Below are 23,035 nucleotides of genomic sequence, written 5' to 3' on the forward strand. Positions count from 1 at the left end.
GAGGTGGCGGACGGGGCCGACCGCTCGGACACGAGGAGGGCCATGAGACGGACGGAGGGACCGGTGACCGGACCGGAGTCGGTGAAGGACGGGGTCGCGGGGCCACGGCGGCGGTTCCCGGCGGTGACCGCCCTGGTCGCGCTGGCGGCCCTGGGAGCGGTGGTGTTGGCCGTGTTGCGGGTGTTCGGCCTGGAACGGGGCTGGCCCCTGGTGCCCGCGCTGGCCTTCACCCCCCACCTGCTGGGCCTCACCGCGCTGGCGGCGGCGGGGGCGGGCCTGCTGCGGCGGTGGGTGTGCACGGGGGTGCTGGTCGTGGTGGTGGCGGTGCTGTCCGCCCTGGTCGTGCCGCGCGCGGTGCCGTTCGGGGTCACCTCGACAGGCGGCCCGGCCGTGCGGATCATGACCCTGAACATGCTCGGCGGCGGGGCCGACGTCGCGGAGGTGGTGTCGCTGGTGCGCGACCGCGGGGTGGACGTGCTCACCCTCCAGGAGGTCACCCCGGGACTGGTGCGGGACCTGTCCGCCGCGGGGCTGGACGGCCTCCTGCCCCACGTGGACGACCACTCCGACCCCCGCGGCGTACACGGGAGCACCATCCACTCGGCCTTCCCCCTCACCGACCTCGGCGACGCGGCGGGGGGTAGGGACGCCTTCGCGATGCCGACCTCCGCCGTGCGGCTGCCGGTGGACGGGGACGCGGACGGGGGCGCGGACGTCCTCGAGGTGACGTCCGTGCACGTCCCGCCGCCTCTGACGCCCTCGTACACCGCGGACTGGGGTGAGGAGCTGGACGCCCTGGCCGAGGGCTCTGAGCCGGGCACGACGCGTGTGCTGGCGGGGGACTTCAACGCCACACTGGACCACGCGGGGATGCGCGCGGTCCTGGACTCGGGATACCTCGACGCCGCGGCGGTCCTGGGCGAGGGACTGGAGCCGACGTGGCCGGCGGGGCGCCTCGCGGGGCTCACCATCGACCACGTGCTGGTGGACCCCGCGATGGGCGTCGACCGGCTCGAGGTCCTGGAGGTGCCGGGCACCGACCACCGTGCGGTCTTCGTCGAGGTGACCCTGCCCGGGAGGCCGAGGTGATCCGCACGGGGACGGAGGCGGCACCACGAGGGCGGGGCGCGCCCGGACACACGGGAACACTTGTGCCGGGTTCGACCCTCACACCGGTGGCACGGTCTAACGTCGCCCCATGAGCGAGCTGACCGAACCGATGACGGGCACCCACCTCCAGGTGGTCCTGCCCGACGAGTCGCCGGAGATGTCCCCGAGAACCCTCGTCGACCTGGGGGTACGCGCCGAGGAGCTGGGCGTGGACGCGGTGTGGCTTCCGGACCACCTGCTGCCGCCCGCTCCGTACGGGAGGACCTTCGGCGGCGTGTACGAGCCGCTGGTGGCCCTGTCCCACCTGGCCGCCCGTACCGGACGGATCCGCCTGGGCACGTCGGTGCTGGTGGCTCCGCTGCGCGACCCCTTCCTCCTCGCGAAGCAGGTGGCGACCCTGGACGCCCTGTCGGAGGGGCGGTTCGTCCTGGGTGTGGGGACCGGCTGGTCGCGGGAGGAGTTCTCCGCGCTGGGGTCGGACTTCACCACACGCGGCGCACGGACGGACGAGGCGCTGCGGCTGCTGCGCCACCTGTTCGAGGGCGAGGGGGCGTTCGAGGGGCGCTTCCACTCCTACGAGCGCGGGGTGTTCGAGCCGCGCCCGGCCGGGCGTGTACCGGTGATGGTGGGCGGCACGTCGGACCGGGCTCTGCGGCGGGCCGCGACGTGGGCCGACGCGTGGCAGGGGGTGGGGCTGGACACGGAGGGGTTCGTGGCGGCCCGCAACCGGTTGCGGGAGCTGACCCGCCGGCCCGTGTGGGCGGGCACCCGGATCGCCTGGTCCGGGGGCGAGGAGGAGTTCGACCGCGCCGTCGGGCTGTTCCGCGAACTGGCCGCGGCCGGGGCGGACTCGGTGGCGGTGTGGTTCGGCGGCGCGGAGGGGTTCGGCGAGCGCATGGAGCGGTTCGCCGCGGCCCTGCGCTGACCGGCGGCCCGGCGCTACTCCTGCGATCCGAAGAGGCCCCGGCCGCCGTACTTCTTGTGGATGGCCTGTTTGGACACTCCGAGGACCTCGGCGATCTCGGTCCAGGTGGAGCCCTGGTTGCGGGCCCGGCGGACGAGGACGGCCTCGACCCGCTCCATCTCCCTGCGGATCTGGAGTGCGGCGTCCAGGCCCACCAGCGGGTCGCCGGCCTCGGTGGCGCGGGCGAGGGCGGTCAGCTGTTCGGCGTCCATGGGTCAACTGTAATTGACATGCGGGCGCGGGCCCAGGAGACGGCCCCCGCCGGACCTCCGGGGGCGTCGATGGCACCCTGGAGTGTCCAACGACGATCGGGACGGGGACACGGCATGGGCGACCACGACGGAATGACGGTGCTGTTCGACCTGGACGGTGTGCTGGTGGACTCCGCCGAGAGCATCCGCGCGGGACTGACCGCGTGGGCGGTGGAGCGCGGCCTGGACGTGGACACCGTGCTCGCGCACCACCACGGGCGTACCGACACCGACCTGGTGCGCCTCCTCGCCCCGCACCTGGACCCGGCCTCCGAGGCACCGCGGATCGAGGAACACGAGGCCGCCGCCGGAGACGGCGTGCGGGCCATGCCAGGCGCGCGCGAACTCCTCGCCGAGCTGGACGGCCGCGGGCGCCCCTGGGCGATCGTCACCTCCGGGGGCGACCGGATCGCGAACTCCCGCATCCAGGCCGCCGGACTGCCCCTCCCCCGTGTGCTGGTGACCGCCGACGACGTGGACGAGGGCAAACCCCATCCGGGCCCCTACCTGCTGGGCGCCGAGCGCATGGGAGCCGCTCCCGGGCGGTGCGTGGTGGTGGAGGACGCCGCCAGCGGTGTCCGGGCCGGGCTGGACGCGGGGATGACCGTGATCGCCGTGGCGTCCACGACCGGTTCCGGGGACCTCGCGCACGCGACCACCGTGGTGGGGGACCTCGAAGCCGCGGCCGGACTACTGCTCTGAGGCATAGGCCGGACCCTGCCGCCGGCCGGCCCCTCCCCGGCCCCGGTCCGGCCGGACCGGGGCCGCCGCGGCACCGTTCCCGCCACGGCACCATGCCGGTGCCGACCCGCGCACACCACGAGGAGCACCCTTGAACGACGGCGTCAGCATCGACCGCGCCCGGGCCGGGGACGTGGCGGCGATCGTCGCCATGCTCGCCGACGACGCCCTGGGAGCCCGGCGCGAGAGCCCGGGCGACCCGAAGCCCTATATGGCGGCCTTCGAGGACATCGACGCCGATCCGCGCCAGTACCTGGCGGTGGCCCGCCGCGACGGCCGGGTGGTGGGAACCCTCCAGCTCACGTTCGTCCCCGGCCTGTCCCACCGGGGATCCACCCGCGCCCAGGTGGAGGCCGTGCGGGTGGACTCGGACGAGCGCGGCGGCGGCCTGGGCACCGACCTGCTGCTCTGGGCCGAGGAGGAGGCGCGCCGCCGCGGCGCCGCCATACTCCAACTGACCTCGGACGCCTCCCGGGAGGACGCGCACCGCTTCTACGAGCGGCTGGGCTACACCGCCTCCCACGTCGGCTTCAAGAAGAGGATCGGCTGAGGCACGGGGCCTCCCGGCCCCGGCGGCGGGGACACCCGTCCGCGGCTACGGCACCCGGCGGGCGAGGAAGAGCCGGGTGACGTAGGGGACGCGCACGTTCCCGTCGGGGAAGTGCTCGGCGGCGAGCGCGGTGACGGCGGCCCGGGTGCGCTCCTCTCCGATGGCGCGGACCACGGCGGCCATCTTGCTGGAGGACAGCGCGGTTCCCACGAGCCCGTCGGGGTCGAGCTCGCGCGTCCAGGCGGCGGTGAACTCCACGGCGTCGACGAGACCGTCCTGGGCCTCCATCTCCCCCACGGTGTCGAAGACCCGGTAGTCGCGCCCGTAGTCGTCGCCGTACTCCTCCATCAGGGACTCGTAGGCGTCGACGAAGGCGCTGGCGGTCCAGTCGCGGTCGTTGTTGAGCACGGCGACGGTGCCCCCGGGCACGAGCAGGCGGGCGGCCTCGGCGTAGAAGGCGGGCCGGTCGAACCAGTGGACGGCCTGCGCGGCGAGCACGAGTGCGGCGGAGGCGTCGGGGAGGGGGACCTCCTCGGCGCGGCCGTCCACGTACTCGACGTCCTCTTCGCCGGCGGCGTCGCGCATCGCGTGGCCTGGTTCGACACCGACCACGCGGGGCTCCGGGCCGAAGACACGGCGCAGGGCACGGGTGGAGATGCCGGTCCCGGAGCCGACGTCGAGCAGGAGCCAGGGGTCGGGCCAGGAGTCGCGGACGCCGTCGAGGACGTGCGCGCGGAGCCGGTCGAGGACGGAGTCGGGATACCCCGGCCGGAAGCGGCGGTAGTCGTCGCTGAGCCGGTCGAAGGCCTGGGTCCTGTCGTTCATGGAGTCCTCGTTCCCGTCGGGTCGGCGGGCACGAACCTACCGTTCTCCTCCCCGTGCGGCCAGGACCGGTACGCGCCTACGCCTCCTGCGGCACGTCCCTCCCGCGCCCGGCGCGGTACGCGGACGGGCTCGTCCCCGTGTGGTTCTTGAACGCGGAGCTGAAGGCGAACGCGCTCCCGTATCCCACCCGCGCGGCCACGGCCTCCAGGCCCAGCTCCGGCCGGGCGGTGAGCAGGTCGCCGGCCACCGTGAGCCGCCAGGTGCGCAGGTAGGTCATCGGCGGGGTGCCCACGGCCCTCTGGAAGCGCGCGGCCAGGGTGGCCCGGGACACCGCGCACTCGCGGGCCAGCGCGTCCAGGGTCCAGGGCTCGGCGAGGCGTTCGTGCGACAGCTCCAGCGCCCGCGCGACGACGGGGTCGTGCCGGGCGCTCAGCCAGTTGGGGGCGCTGTCGGGGTTGTCCTCCAGCCAGGCCCGCACCGCCATCACCAGGAGGCAGTCCAGGAGCCGGTCGTTGAGGCTGGTCTGGGCGACGTGGCCGGTGGTGATCTCGTCGGTCAGCAGCGCCACCAGCGCCGGGTCGACCCGGCCGCCGGGCAGTACCGCCAGCGGAGGCAGCGCCGACAGGGCCAGGCGGCCGACCTCGCTGTCGTCCTGGTAGGCGCCCACCACCATGGTGTCGGTGCCGTCGGGGTCGTTTCCCCAGGTCCCCACCCCGTGGCTCATGGTCACGTGGACCTCCTCGCCGTCGTGGGCCACGCACCGCTGCCCGGGAAAGACGGTGATGGTGGGCTCGCGGCCCCTGCTGTCGGCGATCACGTAGGGCTCCGGTCCGCGGACGAGCACCAGGTCGCCGGGGCCGGCGTCGGCCTCGCCGCGGGACGTGCCCACCCAGGCGCCGCCGGAGGTGACCACGATGAGGGTGAGGGCGGACTCGTCGCGGCTGTCGATGCCCCAGGGCGGGCTCATGACCGTGCGCAGGGTGAAGGCTCCGCGTGCGCGGGGCCCGTCCAGGAGGTGCGCGAGGGGGTCCATGCCCTCACCCTAGCCGATGTCAGACGTTCTCTTATGGAAACCAGATTCTGGGCCATGTTCCGTCCGGGCTCGGGTTGATGGACTGGGTGCATGACCACAGAACACGTCCTCGTCACCGGCGGCACCGGCATGACCGGCCGCCGCGTCACCCGCCTGCTCCGCGAGCGCGGCGCCGGGATCCGGGTCGGCTCCCGGTCCGGCAGCCCCCGCTTCGACTGGCACGACCGCGCCACCTGGGACCCCGCCCTGGAGGGGATCACCTCCGTCTACCTGTGCTACCACCCCGACCTGGGCTTCCCCGGGGCCGGCGCGACCGTCGCCGCGTTCGCCGCCCGCGCCGCCCGGCACGGCGTCCGGCGCATGGCGCTGCTGTCCGGGCGCGGTGAGTCCGGATCCGAGCGCGCGGAGCGGGCCGTGCGCGCGGAGTTCCCGGACCTGGCCGTGCTGCGCTGCGCGGTGTTCGCGCAGGACTTCTCCGAGAGCTTCCTGCGCGGGCCGGTCCTGGAGGGCACCGTGGCCCTGCCCGCCCCGGACGTGCCCGAGCCCTTCGTCGACCTGGACGACGTCGCCGAGGTCGCGGCCCGTGCGCTGACGGAGGACGGGCACGCCGGGGAGCTGTACGAGCTGACCGGCCCGAAGGCGGTCGCGTTCGCCGAGGCCGCGCGCCTGATCGGCGAGGCGTCCGGGCGCACGGTCGTGTACCAGGAGGTGCCGGCGGAGGACTTCGTCGCCGGGGCGGTCGCGGCCGGGGTCGCGGAGGAGGAGGCCCGGGGGCTGGCCGACCTGCTCGGGGAGATCCTGGACGGCCGCAACGCCGAGCCCGCCGACGGCGTGGAGCGGGCTCTGGGCCGTCCGGCCACGGGCTTCGACGAGTACGCCCGCCGGGCCGGAGCCGCCGGGGCCTGGGACCGGTGACCACCCGGCCCTAGCCGGGGAAGTCCTCGGGCGGGAGCGCCGGAGCGGAGTCGTCCACAGGAACGGATCCGCTCTGGCGCCCCGCTCCGTTGCGCGCTTGACTGGAAAGTGGGCCCCGCCCTCGACCGCACCGTGCTGCCCACCAACCGTCCCGTGCCCCTGCCGTGCGGCATCGGCCCCTCCGTGCCTACCCCGCTTCCGCCGGGCGAAAGCGCGCCCCGAACCCCAGTGCGGACCAGAACCGACCGTATCCGGCCAAGCGCGCGGAATGCTCCTCCCATGTGGTGGAAGCCTGGGTCCACGCCTTCTCGGCCACCCCCGCCAGGCGTGGCAGCAGCAGGAACGCGAGGTCGTCGAACCCGGTCAGGGTCTCGCCCCACACCGCCGCCTCCACCCCGGCGACGGTGACGCCCGGGGCCAGTGACCGAGCGGTCTGCCCGGGCTCCCAGTCGAAGGCCCCGGCGACCGTCACCGGCTCGTAGGAGGGCAGCCCGAGCCTCACGCGGTCGGCCTCCTGGCCTGGATCGGCGGCGTCGGCGTAGGGGCGGTCCAGGTAGACCAGCGAGTTCGGGGAGAGCAGTACCGGCACCCCCGACTCCGCCGCCCCGGGGACGTCGCCGGGTGAGATCCGGAAGGTCTCCGCGGCCTGGTCCACCAGGGTGTGGAACTCCTCCGGCACCGTCGCCTTGACGGCCTCGGGGTCGAACTCGTCGGGGGCACCGATCCAGTACTGGAGGACGTCCTCGCCGGTCAGCACCCCGGCGCGGGCGGTCTCCTGCCAGCCGACCACCCGCTTGCCCGCCTCCCGCACGTACCGGTGGGCGTGGCGGACGAACTCGACGTAGTCGCCGTGGCCCATCCCGAAGGGCTCGTCACCACCCAGGTGCAGGAACGGTCCCGGGGTGAGTTCGGCGAACTCATCGATGACGTCCCGCGCGAAGGTGCGCGCCACCTCCACCTCAGGATGTAGGAACCGCACCCGGGGGTGCGGGGGCCGCACGTGTCCGTGGAGTTCGGGGTAGGCGTCGAAGGCGGCGCCGGTGTGGCCGGGCAGGTCGACCTCGGGGACGACGGTGACGTGTCGCAGGGCCGCGTACTCCACCAGGTCGACGAACTCCTCCTGGGTGTAGTACTCCCGCTCGCCGTCCGGGGTCGGGCGGGTGAGCCGCGGCCAGCGCCGCGACTCCAGCCGCCATCCCTCACCGTCGGTGAGGTGCAGGTGTAGGACGTTGAACTTGTGCAGGGCCAGGAGGTCGATGACCCTGGTGACCTCGGCCGCGGTGAGGAAGTGGCGGACCACGTCCAGGGACAGGCCGCGCCAGGCGTACCGCGGGCCGTCCTCCAGGGTCCCGGAGGGGGCCCACACGTCACCTTGCGCGTCCATGCTCAGGAGCTGGACCAGGCTGGTCAGCGCGCGAAAGGCCCCCTCGCCACTCGCACCGCTGACCGCGACACGTCCCTCCTCGATCCCGATCCGGTGGCGTTCGTCCGTTCCCGGGACGGGACGGGGATCCACTCCCGTCACAGGATCCACTCCCGTCTTCTCCGAGGAGCCGTCTCCGCCCGTTCTCCACCGATCGCCGTCCACACGGACGCTGACATCGGCTCCGGCTCGGCCCGGCTCCACCCTCAGGCCGTGCAGGGTCCACGCCGCCCAGGCGAACCAGTCGTGCGCCGCCGGTTCGGCCCCGGCCAGGGTCAGCCGTCCTTCTCGGCCCACCCGCACCGGCGGTCCGCCGGGATGGACCACCGGAGTCGGGACGAGCCCGTCCACCGGGGCGGACCCGCCCCCGGTGCCTTCGTCGGTGGACGGGGTTTCAGGACGCGTCGGCATGGAACCGCCTCTCGTACTCGGTTCGGCGCTCGCGCTGTCGGTCCGGGTCCGCGACCGGGGCCGACAGCAGCAACCGCCGGGTGTAGGGGTGTTCGGGCTCGCGGGTGACCGTGTCGGCGTCACCGGTCTCCACGATCGTGCCGTGACGGATCACCGCCACCCGGTGGCTCATCACACGCACCACCGACAGGTCGTGTGACACGAACAGGTAGGCCACTCCGGTTCTCTCCTGAATGTCCAGCAGCAGGTCCATGACGGTGCGCTGGGTGGTCAGGTCCAAGGCCGAGACGGGCTCGTCGCACACGATCAGCCGGGGCGAGATCGCCAGCGCCCGGGCGATCGCCACGCGCTGGCGCTGCCCGCCGGAGAACTCGCGGGGCAGCCGGTGCACGGCGTCGCGGGGCAGCGCCACCCGGTCGAGCAGGTCGGCGACCGTTCCCCGGGCCTCACGGGCGGGCACTCCCTGGGCCAGGAGCGGCTCGGCGAGGGTGTCGCCGATGAGCAGGGACGGGTTGAGCGAGGTGTAGGGGTCCTGGAACACCACCTGGACGTCCCTGCTCAGCGCGCGCCTCCTGCGCCTGGACGCGCCGTCCACGCGTTCGCCGTCGAAGGTGATCGTGCCCCCGGCCACCGGAACGAGCCCGAGGACCGCGCGGCCGATGGTGGACTTGCCCGAGCCGGACTCGCCCACCAACCCCAGGGTCTCACCCGGCCTGATCCGCAGCGAGACCCCGTCGAGGACCTCCACGCGGGGCGCCCTCCAACCCCGCCCGGGGAAGGACACCCGCAGGTCCCTGACGTCGAGAAGCGCGTCCCGTTCCGTCACGTGTGCCTCCGTCGTCCCGGTCCCGTCCGGCGGAAGCGCCGCACGGAGCCGTCCACCGTGGCTCGTACCGGTCATAGTGCGCCCACCTCCCGGGGCCGCCACGGCGCACGGGCCGGGGCGTCGTCGAGTACCGCGTCGAGGAGCTCGCGCGTGTAGGGATCGCGGGGATCCGTGAGGAGGTCGGCGGTGGCGCCGACCTCCACGATCACGCCCTCCCGCATGACCGCCACCCGGTCGCACAGGTCGGCGACCACACCCAGGTTGTGGGTCACGAGCAGCACACCCATGCCCCGCTGGGCCTGGAGCCTGCGCAGCAGCGCCAGGACCTCGGCCTGCACGGTGACGTCCAGCGCTGTGGTGGGCTCGTCGGCGATGAGCAGGTCGGGATCGCAGGAGACCGCGCCCGCGATGAGCACCCGCTGGGCCATCCCCCCGGAAATCTGGTGTGGGTGGCTCGCCATGACGCGTGCGGGGTCGGGGATCTCCACCTGCCGGAGCAGTTCCAGGGCCCGTTCTCGGGCCTGGGCGCGGGACAGCCCGAGCTTGGTCCGCAGGGGTTCGGTCAGGTGGTCGCCGACGGTGAAGGCGGGGTCCAGATTGCTCATGGGCTCCTGCGGGACGTAGGCGACCGTGTCGCCGCGTAGTCCCCGCATGTGCCGCTCCGACGCTCCGACGGCCTCGGTTCCGTTCAGGAGCACGCTGCCGCGCGAGACCCGGCCCCCCGGGGGAAGCAGTCCGAGCACGGAGAACGCGGTCTGGGTCTTGCCGGAACCGGACTGCCCGACCAGCCCCAGGACCTCGCCCCGGTGCACGTCCAGGTCCACACCGCTCACGACCTCCCTGGACGTGCCGTCGGCCAGTGTGTAGGCGACCGTCAGGTCGCGGACCGACAGGAGGCCGGCGCGCTCTCCCACGTCTTCCCGCGCGGCGGTCGACTCGGCCGCCGAGCGGCGGGCGCGCCGACCGGCCACGGGTCCGGTCCCGCGGTCCTCCAGCACGTCGCGCAGCGCACTGGCCAGCAGGACCAGCGCGGCGCTGGTCGCTCCCAGCGCCAGCCCCGGCCACAGCATGAGCAGGGGCGCGCGGTGGACGTTGGTGAACGCCTCGTTGAGCATGGCGCCCCACGTGGGCAGGGAGCCGCTGCCGATGCCGAGGAACTCCAGCCCGGCTTGCAAACCGATGGCCATACCCGCGACCAGGGCGACCTGGATGATGACCGGGGCGCGCACCACCACCAGGACGTGGCGGGCGATGATCCGCGAGTCGCGCAGTCCGAAGACGCGTGCGGCGTCCACGTACGGTTCGCCGCGCATTCCGGCGACGGCTCCCCTGACCAGACGGAAGAAACTCGGCGCCACGAGCACTCCCAGCACCACCATCAGCACCCACACGCTGGGGCCCAGGACCGCACGGGAGGCCAGCAGGACGACCATGGCGGGCAGCGCCATGACCAGATTGACCCACCAACTGGCCAGGGAGTCGAACCAGCCGCCGTGGTATCCGGCGGCCAGGCCGGCGGGAACGCCGACCACCAGGGCGACGGCGACCGCGAGCACCGCCCCGCCCAGGGTGTTGCGCCCCCCGTACAGCAGCCGTGCCCACACGTCGCGGCCGGCGGAGTCGAAGCCGAGCAGGTGGCCGCCCCCGGGCGGACCGAAGGCGTCGCTCAGCTCCGAGGCGGTGGAACTGTGCTGGGTGGCCAGGGGTGCGAACACTACGAGTCCCGTGATCACCAGCAGCACCAGGAGGGACAGCACGGCCTGCGGGTTGGTGAGGAAGCGGCGCGCCGTGCCCGGCCTTCGCGGAGCGGTCGCCGCGGTGACGGATGCGCTCATGAGGTCCTCGCTCTCGGGTTGAGCCAGCCGACGAGGATGTCCACGAGCAGGTTGATCACGATGACCACGACCACCGTCATCATCACCAGGCCCATGATCACCGGGACGTCGCCTCGGGTCGTGTACTGGACGGTCATCGCCCCGATGCCGGGCAGGCCGAAGATCTGCTCCACCAGGACGGCTCCGCCGAGCAGGCCGACGAACTGCATGCCGAGCACGGTGAGCGCGGGGGTGGCGGCGTTGCGCAGCACGTGCCGAAACACCACACGCGACGTGGACAGGCCCCTGGCCCGCAGGGTGCGCACGTAGTCGCGTCCCATCACCTCGATGACCGAGCTGCGCACCTGCTGGGACACCCCGGCGACCGCGGCGACCGACAGGGACAGGATCGGCAGGGTGACCGTGGACAGCCAACCGCCGAACGACTCGGACAGCGGTACGTAGCCGATGGCCGGGAACCAGCGCAACTGGACCGCGAAGACCAGCACGATCACCAGTGTGACCAGGAAGCCGGGCAGGGCGTAGCCGACCACGCCCAGGACCTGCACGGCGCGGTCGGCGGCACCGCGCCGCACACCGGCCCACACCCCCAGGACGAAGGAGGCTGCGGCGGTGACGACCGTGACACCGACCATCAGGCTGAGCGTGACCGGTAGCCGGTTGGCGATCGCCTGTGCGACGTCCGCGTTGGTGAACCAGGACGTGCCGAGGTCGCCCCGCAGCGCGGAGGACAGCCAGTCGAGATAGCGCACGGCCACCGGCTGGTCCAGGCCGAGGTCGCTGTTGCGCGCGTCCACCAGTTCCTGGGAGGCGTGGGGACCGAGCAACTGGCGTCCCACGTCGGCGTTGGGAACCGACAGCAGGACGTAGGACAGGGCGGAGATGACGAGGAGGAGCAGCAGCCCCGAGGCTGCCCGTCTGAGGATGAAGGAGGTCATGGCGGCTCCATGGCGCCCCGCCGCCCCGGCGGACCCGTGTCCGCCGGAGCGGCGGGTCACTCGGCGGGGGCGTAGTTGTACAGGGAGGGGACGGCCATGCCCGACTGGGGCTGGACGTCCACGGTGCCGTCGGAGACGTGCAGGTACCTCATGCGGTAGAAGGGCACGAACCAGGCCTCCTCGACCAGGTGCCGGTTGAGCCTCTGTGCGGCCTCTGCGTTCTCGCCCGCGGGTGCGGTGCGGATCTTGGCCACGGTCTCCTCGACGGTGTCGTCGGTGCTGCCGAGGAGGTTGAACGTCCCCGGCAGGACGAGTTCGACGACGGTCACCCACGTCTCGGCGGGCTGGGCGTTGTTCATGACCATGCCGGGGTAGGCGCGGTCGGTGAAGACGCTGGACAGCGCGTTGGCCTGGTCGAGGGTGTCCCAGGTCAGGTCGATACCGACGGCCTCCAGGTCGCTCCTGATGCTGGTCGCCATGGCGTCGGAGGAGATCGCCTGCATGCGGGGCAGGGTCATCTCGAAGCCATCGGGGTAGCCGGCGTCGGCGAGGAGTTCGCGGGCGCGGTCGGGGTCGTACTCGTAGTGGGAGTCCAGTTCGGGGTCGTAGGCCGCCGACTCGGTGCCGAAGATCTGGTCGGTGACCTCTCCCTGGCCGCCCCGGAGCTGTTCGAGCATGGTCTGGCGGTCGATGGCGTGGTTGATCGCCTGGCGCACCTTGGTCTCACCGAGTGCGGGCACCATGGCTCCGTCGCGGTCGAACAGGATGATGCCCTGGTAGTCGATGTACTGCGGTGTGGTGACCACACCCGGCTCGGACTCGACCACCTTCTGCTGGTCGACGGTCTGGATCAGCGCGGCGTTGACCTGGCCGGTGCGCAGGCCGTTGACGATGGCGGTCTCGTTGTCGAAGACACTGATGCTGACCTCGTCGTAGGGCAACTCCTCGCCCCAGTAGTCGTCGGTCCGGGTGTAGACCCAGGTGGTGCCGACGGCGGTGCGGTCGGTGTCGAGTTCGTAGGGGCCCGTGCCGTCGGGGTCGGTGGAGAGGCCGTCGCCGCCGAAGGACGCGGGGTTGGCCATGAGCCCGGCCGCGTCACTGAGGTAGTAGAGCATCGCCGGGTTGGGCTGGTCCAGGTACAGGACGACGTGGGTGTCGTCCACGACCTCGACCTTCTCCAGGCCCGCCATGGTCTGGGCCTGACCGCCGCCCGCGTCGCGGAAGCGCTCCAGGTTGGCCTTGACCGCCTCCCCGTCGAAGGGGGTGCCGTCGTCGAAGGAGACGTCGTCGCGCAGGGTGAGGCCGAGCTCGGTGAGGGTGTCGTCGTAGGACCATTCGGTGGCGAGCATCGGCGCGTAGGTGCCGTCGGGCTCACGCTTGACGAGCGTGTCGTAGACCGCCTGGAAATGGGGCAGGGCCGAGCCCATCGCCTCGGCCGGATCCAGGCTCTGGGGCAGGGTCATGGTCGCGATGGCCAGGGTCGAGGAGTCGGGGTCGTCCCCGGATCCGGCGCATCCGGTCAGCATGAGCGCGACCGCTCCGGCGGCGGCGAATCCTGCGTTGACACGGCTTTTCCGCTGCATGGCTCACTCCGTGGGGGAGGCCCGGGCGGAGACCGCTCCGGGATGTTGGATGAGTCGGGGATCACAATCTAACCACGTGGTAGGTTTTGTGTCGGTCACCGTACACCAACAGGTCAGGAGCCGGAAGACCGAGTGGAGGACCACCGGAGCCCTACGCTCGTATCGTCCGACGGCCTCAGGACGACAAGCCCGTGCGCGACGCACAACCCCCGCAAGGAGACCACCCCCGTGACCGAGCCAGGGCGCGCCCAGCCGCGCATGACCAAGGGAGAACGCACCCGGAGGCGCATCATCGACTCCGCGAGCGAACTCTTCGCCAAGTCCGGCTACCTCGCTGTCTCCCTGCGTGACATCGCGGCCCACGCGGGTCTCACCCACGCCGGGGTGCTCCACCACTTCCCGAACAAGGAGGCGATGCTCCTACGCGTCCTGAGCAGGCGGGACGAGGTCAACGCCCCGCTGGTGCTGGGCCCGGACGTGGACCCCCGGAAACTGGTCGACAACCTCGTCACGATCACCGAACGCAACACCGGCACCCCCGGCCTGGTCGCGCTCTACGCCAAGCTCTCCGTCGAGGCCACCGACCCCGAGCACCCCGCCCACGCGTATTTCCAGGGCCGTTACCGCATCCTGCGCGAACGGCTCACCGAGGCGTTCGCCGTACTGCTCGCCGACCGCCCCGGCCCCTCCCCCGCCGTGGCCGCCCAGCAGCTCCTGGCGCTGATGGACGGACTGCAGACCCAGTGGCTCCTGGACCCCGACTCCGTCGACATGCGCGCGGCGGTCGTGTCCTTCACCCGCATCCTCGGACTGACCGGACCGGAGTGCCCCGGACCGACCGACCAATCCTGAAAGGCCGCACATGAGCACCCCCGACCTGGCCGCCAAAGCCTCCGCCACCTCCGGATCCGACACCTGGCACACCACCGCCGTCGGCTCCGGACTGCGCTCGCTACACCTGGCCGACGGCCCCCACGGCCTGCGCAAACAGCCCGAGGAGGGCGACCACCTGGGCATCGGCGACAGCCTGCCCGCCACCTGCTTCCCGCCCGCCGTCGGCCTGGGCGCCACCTGGAACCCCGCCCTCGTACGCCGGGTCGGCGAGGCGCTGGGCACCGAGGCCGGCGCCATGGGCGTGGACGTGCTCCTGGGCCCGGGCATGAACATCAAGCGGTCACCGCTGTGCGGGCGCAACTTCGAGTACGTCTCCGAGGACCCGCACGTCACCGCGCGGATCGCCGCCGCGCTGGTGGAGGGAATCCAGTCCCGGGGGGTCGGCGCGTGCGTCAAGCACTTCGCCGCCAACAACCAGGAGACCGACCGGATGCGGGTCAGCGCCGACGTGGACGACCGCACCCTGCGCGAGATCTACCTCAGGGCGTTCGAGGAGGTCATCACCACCACGAGGCCGTCGATGGTGATGTGCTCCTACAACCGGGTCAACGGCGTGCACACCAGCCAGGACCCGTGGCTGCTCACCGAGCTGCTGCGCGGCGAGTGGGGGTTCGACGGGGTCGTGGTCTCCGACTGGGGCGCCGTGGTGGACCGCGTCGCCGCGGTACGCGCCGGGCTGGACCTGGAGATGCCGCCCAGCGGCACCGACCAGGAGGTCGTCGACGCCGTCGAGCGGGGCGAGTTGGAGGAGTCCGTGCTGGACACGGTCATGGAACGGCTGGGGCGGCTCCAGGAGAGGGTGTCCGCCGACACCTCCCGGTCCCCGGAGCACGACGCGCACGACGCGCTGGCCCGGGAGGCCGCCCGCGAGGCGCTCGTCCTGTTGAGGAACGACGGCGGCGCGCTTCCCCTGGACCCGGCCCGGCCGGTCGCGGTCATCGGCGAGTTCGCCCGTACCCCCCGCTACCAGGGCGGCGGTTCCTCCCACGTGGTACCGACCCGGGTGCACAGCGCGTTGGAGTCGCTCACCGGGGCCGTTCCCGGCGGGGTGGCTTTCGCGCCCGGTTTCCGGCTCGACGGCACGGCCGATCCGGCACTGGTGGAGGAGGCGGTGTCCACGGCGTCCGCCGCCGACACCGCCGTGGTCTTCCTGGGCCTGCCCGAGGCCGCCGAGTCCGAGGGCTACGACCGCACCACCCTGGACCTGCCCGCCGACCAGACCGCCCTGCTGGCCCGGATCCGCGAGGTCAGCGAGCGCGTGGTGGTCGTGCTGTCCAACGGGGGCGTGGTGTCGGTGTCCGACTGGGAGCACCACGCCGACGCCGTCCTGGAGGGGTGGCTGCTCGGGCAGGCCGGCGGCGCCGCCGTCGCCGACGTCCTCACCGGAGCCGTGTCCCCGTCCGGCAGGCTCACCGAGACCGTCCCGCTGCGGCTGAGCGACCACGCCTCCTACCTGGCCTTCCCCGGTGAGCACGGAAGATCGGTGTACGGCGAGGGCGTGTTCGTCGGCTACCGGTACTTCGACACCCTGGAGCGGCCGGTCGCCTACCCGTTCGGGCACGGGCTCACCTACACGGAGTTCGCCTACTCGGACCTGGAGGTGACCGCCGACGGGGAGGACTCCTGGCGTGTGGCCCTCACCGTCGCCAACACCGGGGAGCGGGCCGCCGCCGAGGTCGTCCAGCTGTACGCGGGCGTGGAACAGGAGTACCCGACCCGGCCGCGCCGCGAGCTGCGCGGTTTCGCGAAGGTGTTCCTGGAGCCGGGGCGCTCCGAGCGGGTCGAACTCGCGCTGACCGGGCGCGACCTGTCCACGTGGGACCCCGAACACCAGCGGTGGTCGCTGGCCGGGGGGACCTACACCGTGGCCGTGGGCGCCTCCTCCCGCGACATCCGGCTCACCGCGGAGGTGAGCGCCCCAGGCGACCGGTTCGTCCCGCCGCTGACCGCGGATTCCACCGTGGGCGAGTGGCGCACGCACCCGGTCGGCGGGCCGGTCATGGCCGAGCTGCGGACGGGCATGCCGGGACTCTCCGAGGTACCCGAGGACCTGCTGCGCATGGCCGACTCCATGCCGCTGGCCACCCTGCGCACGTTCGGTCTGGGCGTGACAGCCGAGATGGTCGACCTCTTGGTCGAGGACGTGGAGGCCCGGCGGCAGGCCGCGATCGCCCGCGGTGAGATCACGGGTTGAGGAGGGTTTTCGATGCTGGCCGAGGGTTTCCTGTGGGGTGCGGCCACCGCCGCGCACCAGGTCGAGGGCAACAACACCGGCAGTGACGTCTGGGCGCTGGAGAACGCGCCCGGGTCGATCCTGCCCGAGCGCAGCGGTGACGCCTGCGACAGCTACCACCGCTGGCGCGAGGACATGGACGTCGTCCGCGAACTGGGGCTGAACGCGTACCGGTTCAGCGTGGAGTGGGCGCGGATCGAACCGGAGCAGGGACGGTTCTCCCTGGCGGAGCTGGCGCACTACCGGCGGATGATCGAGGGATGCGCCGAACGCGGGTTGACGCCCGTGGTCACCCTGCACCACTTCACGTGCCCGAGGTGGTTCAGCGCCGGGGGCGGGTGGACCGGACCGGACGGGATCGACCCGTTCCGCCGGTACGTGCGGCAGGTACGGACGATCTTGGACGGCGTGCCCTGGGTGTGCACGATCAATGAGCCCAACATGCTCGCGATGATCACGGGCATGCGCCGCGGGGGTGAGCGCAAGGAGAATGTGGCCGGTGCGATGCCGCCCCCGGACCAGGAGGTCGCCGAGGCACTCACGGCCGCACACCGGGCCGCCCGCGAGGAGCTGTCCGGCCTGACGGGAACACGGAGCGGGTGGACCGTCGCGAACCAGAACTTCCAGGCGGTGGAGGGCGCCGAAGCGCTGGCCCAGGAGTGGGCGTACACACGTGAGGACCAGTTCCTGGACATCGCGAAGGACGACGACTTCGTGGGGGTACAGGCCTACACGCGTGTGGTGATCGGCCCGGACGGGCCGGTGGCCCCCGCTCCGGACGCGCGCCGCACCATCACCGGATGGGAGTTCTACCCGGAGGCGCTGGAGGGGGCGGTCAGGCACACGTCCGAGCGGACGGGCGGCGTTCCGGTGCTGGTGACGGAGAACGGCATCGCGACCGCCGATGACGGCGAACGGATCGCCTACACCAGGGAGGCCCTGGCCGGACTCGGACGCGCCGTCGCCGACGGGGCGGACGTGCGCGGGTACCTGCACTGGTCGCTGCTGGACAACTACGAGTGGGGATCGTGGGCTCCCACGTTCGGACTGGCGGCGGTGGACCGTGGGACCTTCGCGCGCACGGTGAAGCCGAGCGCTCGCTGGTACGGGGACCTCGCGCGAAGCGGCCGTCTCCCGGAGTGACCGCGTCCGGGCGCCGGAGGGGACCGTCCACAGGGACGAACCGGCTCTGGCGCCCCTCCCCGCTTCGCGGTTGACTGGAAAAGCGGGGGGACCCCACCCCTCGACCGCACCGTGCTGCCCGTGGCAGCCGCCACCGGGAGCGGGTCCATCGCTGTTGGAGGCCTGCCCGGAGGCCTTCTCCCGATGATCTTGCTCTTGGTGGCACTCTCGACCGCCGACAGTGCCACTGGGAGCAAGATCATGGCTGTCGGGAGGGTCGACCGGACCCGGCGGCCACCGCGCTAGCGTGGAGGTGCCGTACCGTCCCACCACGCCGTGATCCAGGAAGCCGCCCGTGTCCACGTCGGAGAAGTTCCAGAGCGTGTTCGTGGCGCTGGCCGCCCTCGCCGGACTGGGCCTCGGCCTGCTGTGGCCGGTCGGCGAGGCGGCGGGCCGCCTCGTGCTCCCCGCCCTGGTGCTGATGCTGACGGCGGTGTTCGCGCAGGTCGACGCGGGCCAGGTGCGCCGGGCCCGGTCCGCTCGCACGGTGGTCGCCGCAAGCCTCGTGCTCAACTTCGTGTTCACCCCGCTGCTGGCCTGGGCCCTGGGCGCCGGGCTCCTGGGCGGCTCCCCCGACCTGCGGATCGGCCTGCTGTTGCTGCTGGTCACACCGTGTACGGACTGGTACCTGGTGTTCACCGGCCTGGCGCGGGGACACATGGGTGTGGCGGCCGCGGTACTGCCGGTGAACCTGGTGCTCCAGTTGCTGCTGTTGCCGGTGTACGTGCTGCTGCTCGGCGGCGAGGCGGCGATGGTGGGCACCGGAACCCTGGTGGAGGCGGTGCTGCTGGTCCTGGTAGTGCCACTGGTGCTGGCGGTGTTCCTCCGTGAGGCGGCCCGCCGGTGGAGGGGCGATGCCTGGCGCGACGCGGTCCTGGTCCCGCTGGCCTCCGCCGCGGTGCTGCCGCTGCTGTACGCGGCGGTGCTGGCCATGTTCGCCTGGCAGGCGCGCACGGTACTCGCCCACCTGGGCGACCTGGTGGCGCTGCTGCCGCCCCTGGCGGTGTTCTTCACGGTCGCGCCGCTGGTGGCGCTGCTCGTCGCCGGGCTGCTTCGGCTGCCCGCCGACCAGCGGGCCACCCTGACGATGACGACGGTGGCGCGCAACTCGCCGATCGCCCTGGCGATCGCCGTGGCGGCCTTTCCGGGCCGGCCGCTCATCGCGGTGGCCCTGGTGGCCGGTCCACTGCTGGAGCTCCCGGTGCTGGCACTGCTCAGCCAACTGGTGCGGGTGCGCCCGAAGGACTCCTCCCCGCCCTGACCCGCGTTCCGCGTGCGGTGGACGGCTCATCGCACCCGGTCCCACCATGGTCTCCGACTCGGCCGCGGGCTCCGCGACCCCGTCGTCGGGGTGGGGCGGCACGCTCCGGTGGGACGGCTCGGCCACAGGGCCGGCGCCAGGACCTTTCGGCTCCGTTCACCATCCCCGTGAACGCCGCCACGGCACCGCCGACGGCCGTTGCCGGAACACCCGTGTTCCCGATCAAGGGAAAGGGACCCTCGCACATTTGGAGCGCCCGCCAGGAGGTGCCCGGTTCGGGTCAGGACCCTCCGTGCGGTGGCGGCGTCCCCGTTCGCCGCGATCTCGTACTTGTAGCGGGGTCGGGCGACCAACTCCGCTACAAGTACAAGATCAGCGCAGGCCGGGCCCCTCACGTTCTCCGCAGGTAGCGCACCCAGTTCACCGCGACGCCGCCGACGACGGCCAGGCACGCCGCGAGGACGAACGACGACAGGATCCACTCCCGGGAGCCGTCCGGCCCGTAGACGCGGTTGGACGCCCCGGCGTCCACGGCCGGGATCCGCGCGCCCTCCTGGCAGGTGTCACGCCCGGCCGCGTGCAGGTACACCGCTCGCGGCTCCCCTCCCCCGGCATCGGCGAAGGACCCGTTGCAGGTGCACGACTCGTGCCCCGGGTGCTGGACGCACGTGATGCCTCCCACGGTGAACACTCCCGGAACGCCCTCGCCGCGCGCCGCACGCAGCCCCTGCTCCAGCCCGGCGAGACCCACGTAGGCCACCAGTGCGGCGAGGACCACGATGACGACGGAGAACTGCGGGGACGGACGCCGGCGGCGTCCCCGCGTGCCGTGTCCGTCGGCGCGGCCGGCGTCGATACCGGTATCAGAGTCGGTACCGGTGGTGCCGGTGCCGCCCGTCCTCCTGGTGCTCATACCCGCGCCCCCTCGTCCTCACGGTCCTCCTCGGACTCCTCCGCGCCGTTCCCACCGCCGCGGCCGATCCGGAGGGCGAGCAACGCGGCCACACCGCACAGGGCGGCCGCCAGCAGCCACACCGGCCCGTAGCCGCCGGTCAAGTCACGGGTGAGGCCGCCGAAGACCGCCATGGTCCCCGCGCCGACCTGGTGGACGGCGTTGACCCACCCGAAGACGATGGCGCCGTCCGCGCCGAAGGCCCGGTGGCACAGCATGATGGTCGGCGGCACCGTCGCGACGTCGAGCAGGCCGAACACCACGACGAAGGCCGTCATCGCCGCCCCCGCCTCGGGGCCCAGCAGCGCGGGCAGCAGGGCCAGGAGGACGCCCCGGCCCGCGTAGTAGACGACCAGGAGCGCACGCGGGTCCACCCGGTCGGTGAGCCATCCCGACAGGACCGTTCCCACGAGGGAGAACACACCGACCGTCGACACCAGCGCGGCGGCGACGGTGACGGCCATCCCCTGGTCCTGTGCGGCGGGCACGAAGTGGGTCCACAGGATGCCGTTGGTGGTCGCCCCGCACACCGCGAACGTCCCGCCCAGGAGCCAGAACCCGCGGCTGGTGACCGATGAGTACAGGACCCTCAGGGTCCGGCGCGCCGCGCCCTGGTCCGCCTCGGGCTTCTCCACGAAGGCCGTCGCCCCGTAGGGCCGCCGGCCCAGGTCGGCCGGGTGGTCCCGCAGCACGAGGGCGGTGAGGACGGTCATCACGCCCGCGGTCAGCGCCAGGGTCGCGATGGCCGGCCGCCATCCCTGGTGGTCGACGATCCACGCCAGCGCGGGCAGGAACACCAGCTGCCCGAAGGCGCTGGCCCCGGTCAGGGTCCCGATGACCAGCCCGCGCCGTTCGACGAACCAGTTGTCGGTGACGGTGGCGGCGAACGTCATCGCCAGCGACCCGGTGCCCGCGCCGATGAGCAGCCCCCAGTACAGGGTCAGCTGCCAGGCGGCGGTCATGACGGTGGTCAGCCCCGCGCCCGCGACGATGGTCGCCAGTGCCACCAGGGCGACGCGGCGGATACCGAACCGGTCCATCAGCGCGGCGGCGAACGGGGCGATCAGTCCGTAGACGACCATGTTGACCGAGGCCGCCGCGCCGATCGACCCGCGGGACCACGCGTACTCGGTGTGCAGGGGTTCGGTCAGCAGACCGGGCATCGCGGCGAAGGCCGCCGCGGCCACGATGGTCAGGCACGCGACCAGGGCGACCAGCCACGCGCGGTGGAACGGGATGTGTGCGGGCTTCCGTGCGGAAGCGGTGTCCTCGGCCATGACCCCAGCGTCCTTCGCGGATCCGTGTCCCCGACAGTGACCTGAAAGCCAACATGCGCAAGAATCGGGCCATGGACCTTCCCCGCGTACCCGAACCCGCCGGCTCCCCGCCCCACCGCGTCGCCGTCCTCGTCCGGCACGGCGTGCTGCCCATCGAGGCGGGGATCGTCCACCGGCTCTTCGCACAGGCCCGCGACGCCGACGGCCGCCGCCTCTACGAGGTGGTCACCTGCGCACTGCGCCCCGGCGAGGTCCGGACCGACACCGACTTCACCCTGAACGTCGCCCACGGGCCCGAGGCGCTCGACACCGCCGACACCGTGATCCTGCCCGCCGCCGACGAGGACTACGTCGAACGCCCGCACGACCCGCTCGCCCCGGACCTGGCGGCGGCCGTCACCCGTATCGGCCCGGACACGCGCGTGGCCTCCATCTGCACCGGCGCGTTCGTGCTCGCCGCCGCCGGGCTGCTGGCCGGGTGCCGTGTGACCACCCACTGGAAGTCGGCGGGCTTCTTCCGCGCCATGTACCCCGGCATCGACCTGGACCCGGACGTGCTGTACACCGACAACGGCCGGGTCCTCACGGCCGCGGGGGTGGCGTCGGGCATCGACCTGTCCCTGCACATGATCCGCACCGACCACGGCGCCGCAGTCGCCAACGAGGTGGCGCGCGGCACGGTGGTGCCCCCGCACCGCGACGGCGGCCAGGCGCAGTACGTCCGCCGCCCCGTACCCGCCCCGGAACACTCCTCCACCGGCCGCGCCCGCGCGTGGGCCCTGGACCACCTGCACCTCCGGCTGCGCCTGGAGGACCTGGCCGCGAGGGAGGCGATGAGCGTGCGCACGTTCACCCGGCGCTTCCGCGACGAGGTGGGCCTGTCCCCCGGCCGGTGGCTGGCCGAGCAGCGCCTGGACCGGGCCCGGCAGCTGCTGGAGGAGTCCGGCCTGCCGGTGGACCGGGTCGCCGAGCGGTCGGGGTTCGGTACGGCGGCGTCACTGCGCCAGCACATGCAGGCCGAACTCGGGGTGTCGCCCAGCGCCTACCGGCGCACCTTCCGGGGCACGTCGCACGCGGCCTGAGCACCGCCGGCCCGGGGCCCGACGGCCCCGGGGAACGCGGTCCACGGCGTGCGGGGACCGCGGAACGGGTAACGGACAACCGCGGGCCACGAGGGTCCGCGCACCCGTTCCCTCCTCACCTCCCGGAGCCGCCATGAAGCCGTACGCGGACGCCCCCGTGCGGATGTTCCTCCAGATCGCCGCCGACCTGCTCGCCCTGGCCTGGGTGTACCTGTGGATCCGTGCCGCGCTGTCGCTGCGCGAGATCATCATGGGCCTGAACCGCCCCGGCGAGCTGATGGTGAGCACCGGCGAGGGCTTCAGCGAGCACATGGACAACGCGGCCGAGCAGGCCCTGAAGGTGCCCCTGGCCGGGGACGCCCTGGCCACCCCGTTCACCAGCATGAGCGGGACCGGCGAGTCCCTCTCCGCGGCGGGCGCGTCCTTCCAGGAGTCGGTGGCCTCGCTCGGGCTGACCCTGCCGCTGCTCACCGCCGCGCTCCCGCTGCTGCTGCTCGCCGCGACGTGGCTGCCCGCCCGTGCGCGGTGGATACGCCAGGCGGGCTCCGTCCGGCGGCTGCGCGGGCTCACCCCCGAGGCGCGGTCCCGGCTGCTGGCCCTGCGCGCGCTGGCGTCGGTGTCCCCGTCCAGGCTCGCCGGTGTGCACGAGGACCCGGCGGGCGCCTGGCACGCCGATGACCGGAAGGCCGTGCGCGCACTGGCCTCCCTGGAGCTGCGCCGCCTGGGCCTGCGCGGGTTCTGAGGCCGCC

21 protein-coding genes are annotated in these 23,035 nt (G+C 73.0%); 11 read left to right on the top strand and 10 right to left on the bottom strand.

Annotated elements, in window-relative coordinates; translation table 11 throughout:
• Positions 1 to 42: 42 nt before the first annotated feature.
• Together NOSIN_RS16210 and NOSIN_RS16215 are read left to right on the top strand one after the other, a co-directional pair.
• Positions 43 to 1,089 carry an endonuclease/exonuclease/phosphatase family protein gene (locus NOSIN_RS16210; RefSeq protein WP_077691549.1) on the top strand — a complete coding sequence of 349 codons (1,047 nt, stop codon included), beginning with the start codon at positions 43 to 45 and terminating at the stop codon, positions 1,087 to 1,089.
• 109 nt (positions 1,090 to 1,198) lie between these two features.
• A complete protein-coding gene (locus tag NOSIN_RS16215; RefSeq protein WP_077691550.1) occupies positions 1,199 to 2,035 on the top strand; it encodes a TIGR03619 family F420-dependent LLM class oxidoreductase in 837 nt (278 codons plus the stop codon).
• Positions 2,036 to 2,049: 14 nt separating this feature from the next.
• Here the strand turns inward: NOSIN_RS16215 and NOSIN_RS16220 are convergent, their stop codons facing one another.
• Positions 2,050 to 2,286 carry a hypothetical protein gene (locus NOSIN_RS16220; RefSeq protein ID WP_077691551.1) on the bottom strand — a complete coding sequence of 79 codons (237 nt, stop codon included), beginning with the start codon at positions 2,284 to 2,286 and terminating at the stop codon, positions 2,050 to 2,052.
• A gap of 114 nt (positions 2,287 to 2,400) precedes the next feature.
• Between NOSIN_RS16220 and NOSIN_RS16225 the strand changes: the two genes are divergently transcribed.
• Together NOSIN_RS16225 and NOSIN_RS16230 are read left to right on the top strand one after the other, a co-directional pair.
• On the top strand, positions 2,401 to 3,027 hold the full coding sequence (locus NOSIN_RS16225) for an HAD-IA family hydrolase (protein ID WP_077691552.1): 627 nt from the start codon (positions 2,401 to 2,403) through the stop codon (positions 3,025 to 3,027).
• A gap of 130 nt (positions 3,028 to 3,157) precedes the next feature.
• Positions 3,158 to 3,616 (top strand): GNAT family N-acetyltransferase, encoded by a 459-nt coding sequence (locus tag NOSIN_RS16230; protein ID WP_077691553.1) that lies wholly within the window; start codon positions 3,158 to 3,160, stop codon positions 3,614 to 3,616.
• Between the two features lie 45 nt (positions 3,617 to 3,661).
• On the opposite strand, the gene NOSIN_RS16235 is transcribed toward NOSIN_RS16230, so the two are convergent.
• Both NOSIN_RS16235 and NOSIN_RS16240 read right to left on the bottom strand, forming a co-directional pair.
• Positions 3,662 to 4,441 (bottom strand): class I SAM-dependent methyltransferase, encoded by a 780-nt coding sequence (locus NOSIN_RS16235; RefSeq protein ID WP_077691554.1) that lies wholly within the window; start codon positions 4,439 to 4,441, stop codon positions 3,662 to 3,664.
• Between the two features lie 76 nt (positions 4,442 to 4,517).
• Positions 4,518 to 5,474 carry an AraC family transcriptional regulator gene (locus NOSIN_RS16240; RefSeq protein ID WP_077691555.1) on the bottom strand — a complete coding sequence of 319 codons (957 nt, stop codon included), beginning with the start codon at positions 5,472 to 5,474 and terminating at the stop codon, positions 4,518 to 4,520.
• A 90-nt stretch (positions 5,475 to 5,564) separates the two neighbouring features.
• Here NOSIN_RS16240 and NOSIN_RS16245 point away from each other — a divergent pair, with 90 nt between their 5' ends.
• Complete coding sequence (locus tag NOSIN_RS16245; RefSeq protein ID WP_077691556.1) at positions 5,565 to 6,389, top strand: SDR family oxidoreductase; 825 nt, start codon at positions 5,565 to 5,567, stop codon at positions 6,387 to 6,389.
• A 187-nt stretch (positions 6,390 to 6,576) separates the two neighbouring features.
• Here NOSIN_RS16245 and NOSIN_RS16250 read toward each other — a convergent pair whose 3' ends face one another.
• From NOSIN_RS16250 to NOSIN_RS16270, 5 genes are all read right to left on the bottom strand, one after another.
• Positions 6,577 to 8,223, bottom strand: coding sequence for a family 20 glycosylhydrolase (locus tag NOSIN_RS16250; protein WP_143832944.1), 1,647 nt, complete (start codon positions 8,221 to 8,223; stop codon positions 6,577 to 6,579).
• The gene (locus NOSIN_RS16255) at positions 8,207 to 9,049 is read right to left on the bottom strand and encodes an ATP-binding cassette domain-containing protein (RefSeq protein ID WP_077691557.1); all 843 of its coding nucleotides are present in this window, start codon (positions 9,047 to 9,049) and stop codon (positions 8,207 to 8,209) included. The genes NOSIN_RS16250 and NOSIN_RS16255 overlap by 17 nt, the downstream gene beginning before the upstream one ends.
• Positions 9,050 to 9,120: 71 nt before the next feature.
• Positions 9,121 to 10,884 (bottom strand): dipeptide/oligopeptide/nickel ABC transporter permease/ATP-binding protein, encoded by a 1,764-nt coding sequence (locus NOSIN_RS16260; protein ID WP_077691558.1) that lies wholly within the window; start codon positions 10,882 to 10,884, stop codon positions 9,121 to 9,123.
• A complete protein-coding gene (locus tag NOSIN_RS16265; protein ID WP_077691559.1) occupies positions 10,881 to 11,822 on the bottom strand; it encodes an ABC transporter permease in 942 nt (313 codons plus the stop codon). The genes NOSIN_RS16260 and NOSIN_RS16265 overlap by 4 nt, the downstream gene beginning before the upstream one ends.
• Before the next feature lie 56 nt (positions 11,823 to 11,878).
• On the bottom strand, positions 11,879 to 13,405 hold the full coding sequence (locus tag NOSIN_RS16270) for an ABC transporter substrate-binding protein (protein ID WP_077691560.1): 1,527 nt from the start codon (positions 13,403 to 13,405) through the stop codon (positions 11,879 to 11,881).
• Between the two features lie 228 nt (positions 13,406 to 13,633).
• On the opposite strand from NOSIN_RS16270, the gene NOSIN_RS16275 reads away from it, so the two are divergent.
• The 4 genes from NOSIN_RS16275 to NOSIN_RS16290 all read left to right on the top strand — a co-directional run bounded on the left by NOSIN_RS16275 (position 13,634) and on the right by NOSIN_RS16290 (position 18,975).
• Entirely contained in the window at positions 13,634 to 14,257 is a 624-nt protein-coding gene (locus NOSIN_RS16275; protein WP_236743383.1) for a TetR/AcrR family transcriptional regulator, read from the top strand.
• Between the two features lie 10 nt (positions 14,258 to 14,267).
• Entirely contained in the window at positions 14,268 to 16,493 is a 2,226-nt protein-coding gene (locus NOSIN_RS16280; RefSeq protein WP_077691561.1) for a glycoside hydrolase family 3 C-terminal domain-containing protein, read from the top strand.
• Positions 16,494 to 16,505: 12 nt separating this feature from the next.
• Positions 16,506 to 17,675 carry a glycoside hydrolase family 1 protein gene (locus tag NOSIN_RS16285; RefSeq protein ID WP_077691562.1) on the top strand — a complete coding sequence of 390 codons (1,170 nt, stop codon included), beginning with the start codon at positions 16,506 to 16,508 and terminating at the stop codon, positions 17,673 to 17,675.
• Positions 17,676 to 18,009: 334 nt separating this feature from the next.
• Positions 18,010 to 18,975, top strand: coding sequence for an arsenic resistance protein (locus NOSIN_RS16290; protein ID WP_077691563.1), 966 nt, complete (start codon positions 18,010 to 18,012; stop codon positions 18,973 to 18,975).
• Positions 18,976 to 19,366: 391 nt separating this feature from the next.
• Here NOSIN_RS16290 and NOSIN_RS16295 read toward each other — a convergent pair whose 3' ends face one another.
• Both NOSIN_RS16295 and NOSIN_RS16300 read right to left on the bottom strand, forming a co-directional pair.
• A complete protein-coding gene (locus NOSIN_RS16295) occupies positions 19,367 to 19,888 on the bottom strand; it encodes a hypothetical protein (protein ID WP_077691564.1) in 522 nt (173 codons plus the stop codon).
• Positions 19,885 to 21,204: an MFS transporter gene (locus NOSIN_RS16300; RefSeq protein ID WP_077691565.1), complete on the bottom strand. Its 1,320-nt coding sequence runs from the start codon at positions 21,202 to 21,204 to the stop codon at positions 19,885 to 19,887. The genes NOSIN_RS16295 and NOSIN_RS16300 overlap by 4 nt, the downstream gene beginning before the upstream one ends.
• A gap of 71 nt (positions 21,205 to 21,275) precedes the next feature.
• Here NOSIN_RS16300 and NOSIN_RS16305 point away from each other — a divergent pair, with 71 nt between their 5' ends.
• Both NOSIN_RS16305 and NOSIN_RS16310 read left to right on the top strand, forming a co-directional pair.
• Entirely contained in the window at positions 21,276 to 22,286 is a 1,011-nt protein-coding gene (locus tag NOSIN_RS16305; RefSeq protein WP_077691566.1) for a GlxA family transcriptional regulator, read from the top strand.
• 133 nt (positions 22,287 to 22,419) lie between these two features.
• Entirely contained in the window at positions 22,420 to 23,028 is a 609-nt protein-coding gene (locus NOSIN_RS16310; RefSeq protein ID WP_077691567.1) for a hypothetical protein, read from the top strand.
• The last annotated feature ends 7 nt before the right edge of the window (positions 23,029 to 23,035 follow it).

This window comes from Nocardiopsis sinuspersici (assembly GCF_001998325.1).
Taxonomy (GTDB): Bacteria; Actinomycetota; Actinomycetes; order Streptosporangiales; family Streptosporangiaceae; genus Nocardiopsis; species Nocardiopsis sinuspersici.

Bases quoted from the DNA above. Each gene is read 5' to 3' on its own strand.
- NOSIN_RS16250 (WP_143832944.1), bottom strand. From the start codon at position 8,223: ATGCCGACGCGTCCTGAAACCCCGTCCACCGACGAAGGCACCGGGGGC.
- NOSIN_RS16265 (WP_077691559.1), bottom strand. From the start codon at position 11,822: ATGACCTCCTTCATCCTCAGACGGGCAGCCTCGGGGCTGCTGCTCCTC.
- NOSIN_RS16210 (WP_077691549.1), top strand. From the start codon at position 43: ATGAGACGGACGGAGGGACCGGTGACCGGACCGGAGTCGGTGAAGGAC.
- NOSIN_RS16215 (WP_077691550.1), top strand. From the start codon at position 1,199: ATGAGCGAGCTGACCGAACCGATGACGGGCACCCACCTCCAGGTGGTC.
- NOSIN_RS16295 (WP_077691564.1), bottom strand. From the start codon at position 19,888: ATGAGCACCAGGAGGACGGGCGGCACCGGCACCACCGGTACCGACTCT.
- NOSIN_RS16270 (WP_077691560.1), bottom strand. From the start codon at position 13,405: ATGCAGCGGAAAAGCCGTGTCAACGCAGGATTCGCCGCCGCCGGAGCG.
- NOSIN_RS16245 (WP_077691556.1), top strand. From the start codon at position 5,565: ATGACCACAGAACACGTCCTCGTCACCGGCGGCACCGGCATGACCGGC.
- NOSIN_RS16305 (WP_077691566.1), top strand. From the start codon at position 21,276: ATGGACCTTCCCCGCGTACCCGAACCCGCCGGCTCCCCGCCCCACCGC.
- NOSIN_RS16300 (WP_077691565.1), bottom strand. From the start codon at position 21,204: ATGGCCGAGGACACCGCTTCCGCACGGAAGCCCGCACACATCCCGTTC.
- NOSIN_RS16240 (WP_077691555.1), bottom strand. From the start codon at position 5,474: ATGGACCCCCTCGCGCACCTCCTGGACGGGCCCCGCGCACGCGGAGCC.
- NOSIN_RS16260 (WP_077691558.1), bottom strand. From the start codon at position 10,884: ATGAGCGCATCCGTCACCGCGGCGACCGCTCCGCGAAGGCCGGGCACG.
- NOSIN_RS16225 (WP_077691552.1), top strand. From the start codon at position 2,401: ATGGGCGACCACGACGGAATGACGGTGCTGTTCGACCTGGACGGTGTG.
- NOSIN_RS16220 (WP_077691551.1), bottom strand. From the start codon at position 2,286: ATGGACGCCGAACAGCTGACCGCCCTCGCCCGCGCCACCGAGGCCGGC.
- NOSIN_RS16235 (WP_077691554.1), bottom strand. From the start codon at position 4,441: ATGAACGACAGGACCCAGGCCTTCGACCGGCTCAGCGACGACTACCGC.
- NOSIN_RS16285 (WP_077691562.1), top strand. From the start codon at position 16,506: ATGCTGGCCGAGGGTTTCCTGTGGGGTGCGGCCACCGCCGCGCACCAG.
- NOSIN_RS16280 (WP_077691561.1), top strand. From the start codon at position 14,268: ATGAGCACCCCCGACCTGGCCGCCAAAGCCTCCGCCACCTCCGGATCC.
- NOSIN_RS16310 (WP_077691567.1), top strand. From the start codon at position 22,420: ATGAAGCCGTACGCGGACGCCCCCGTGCGGATGTTCCTCCAGATCGCC.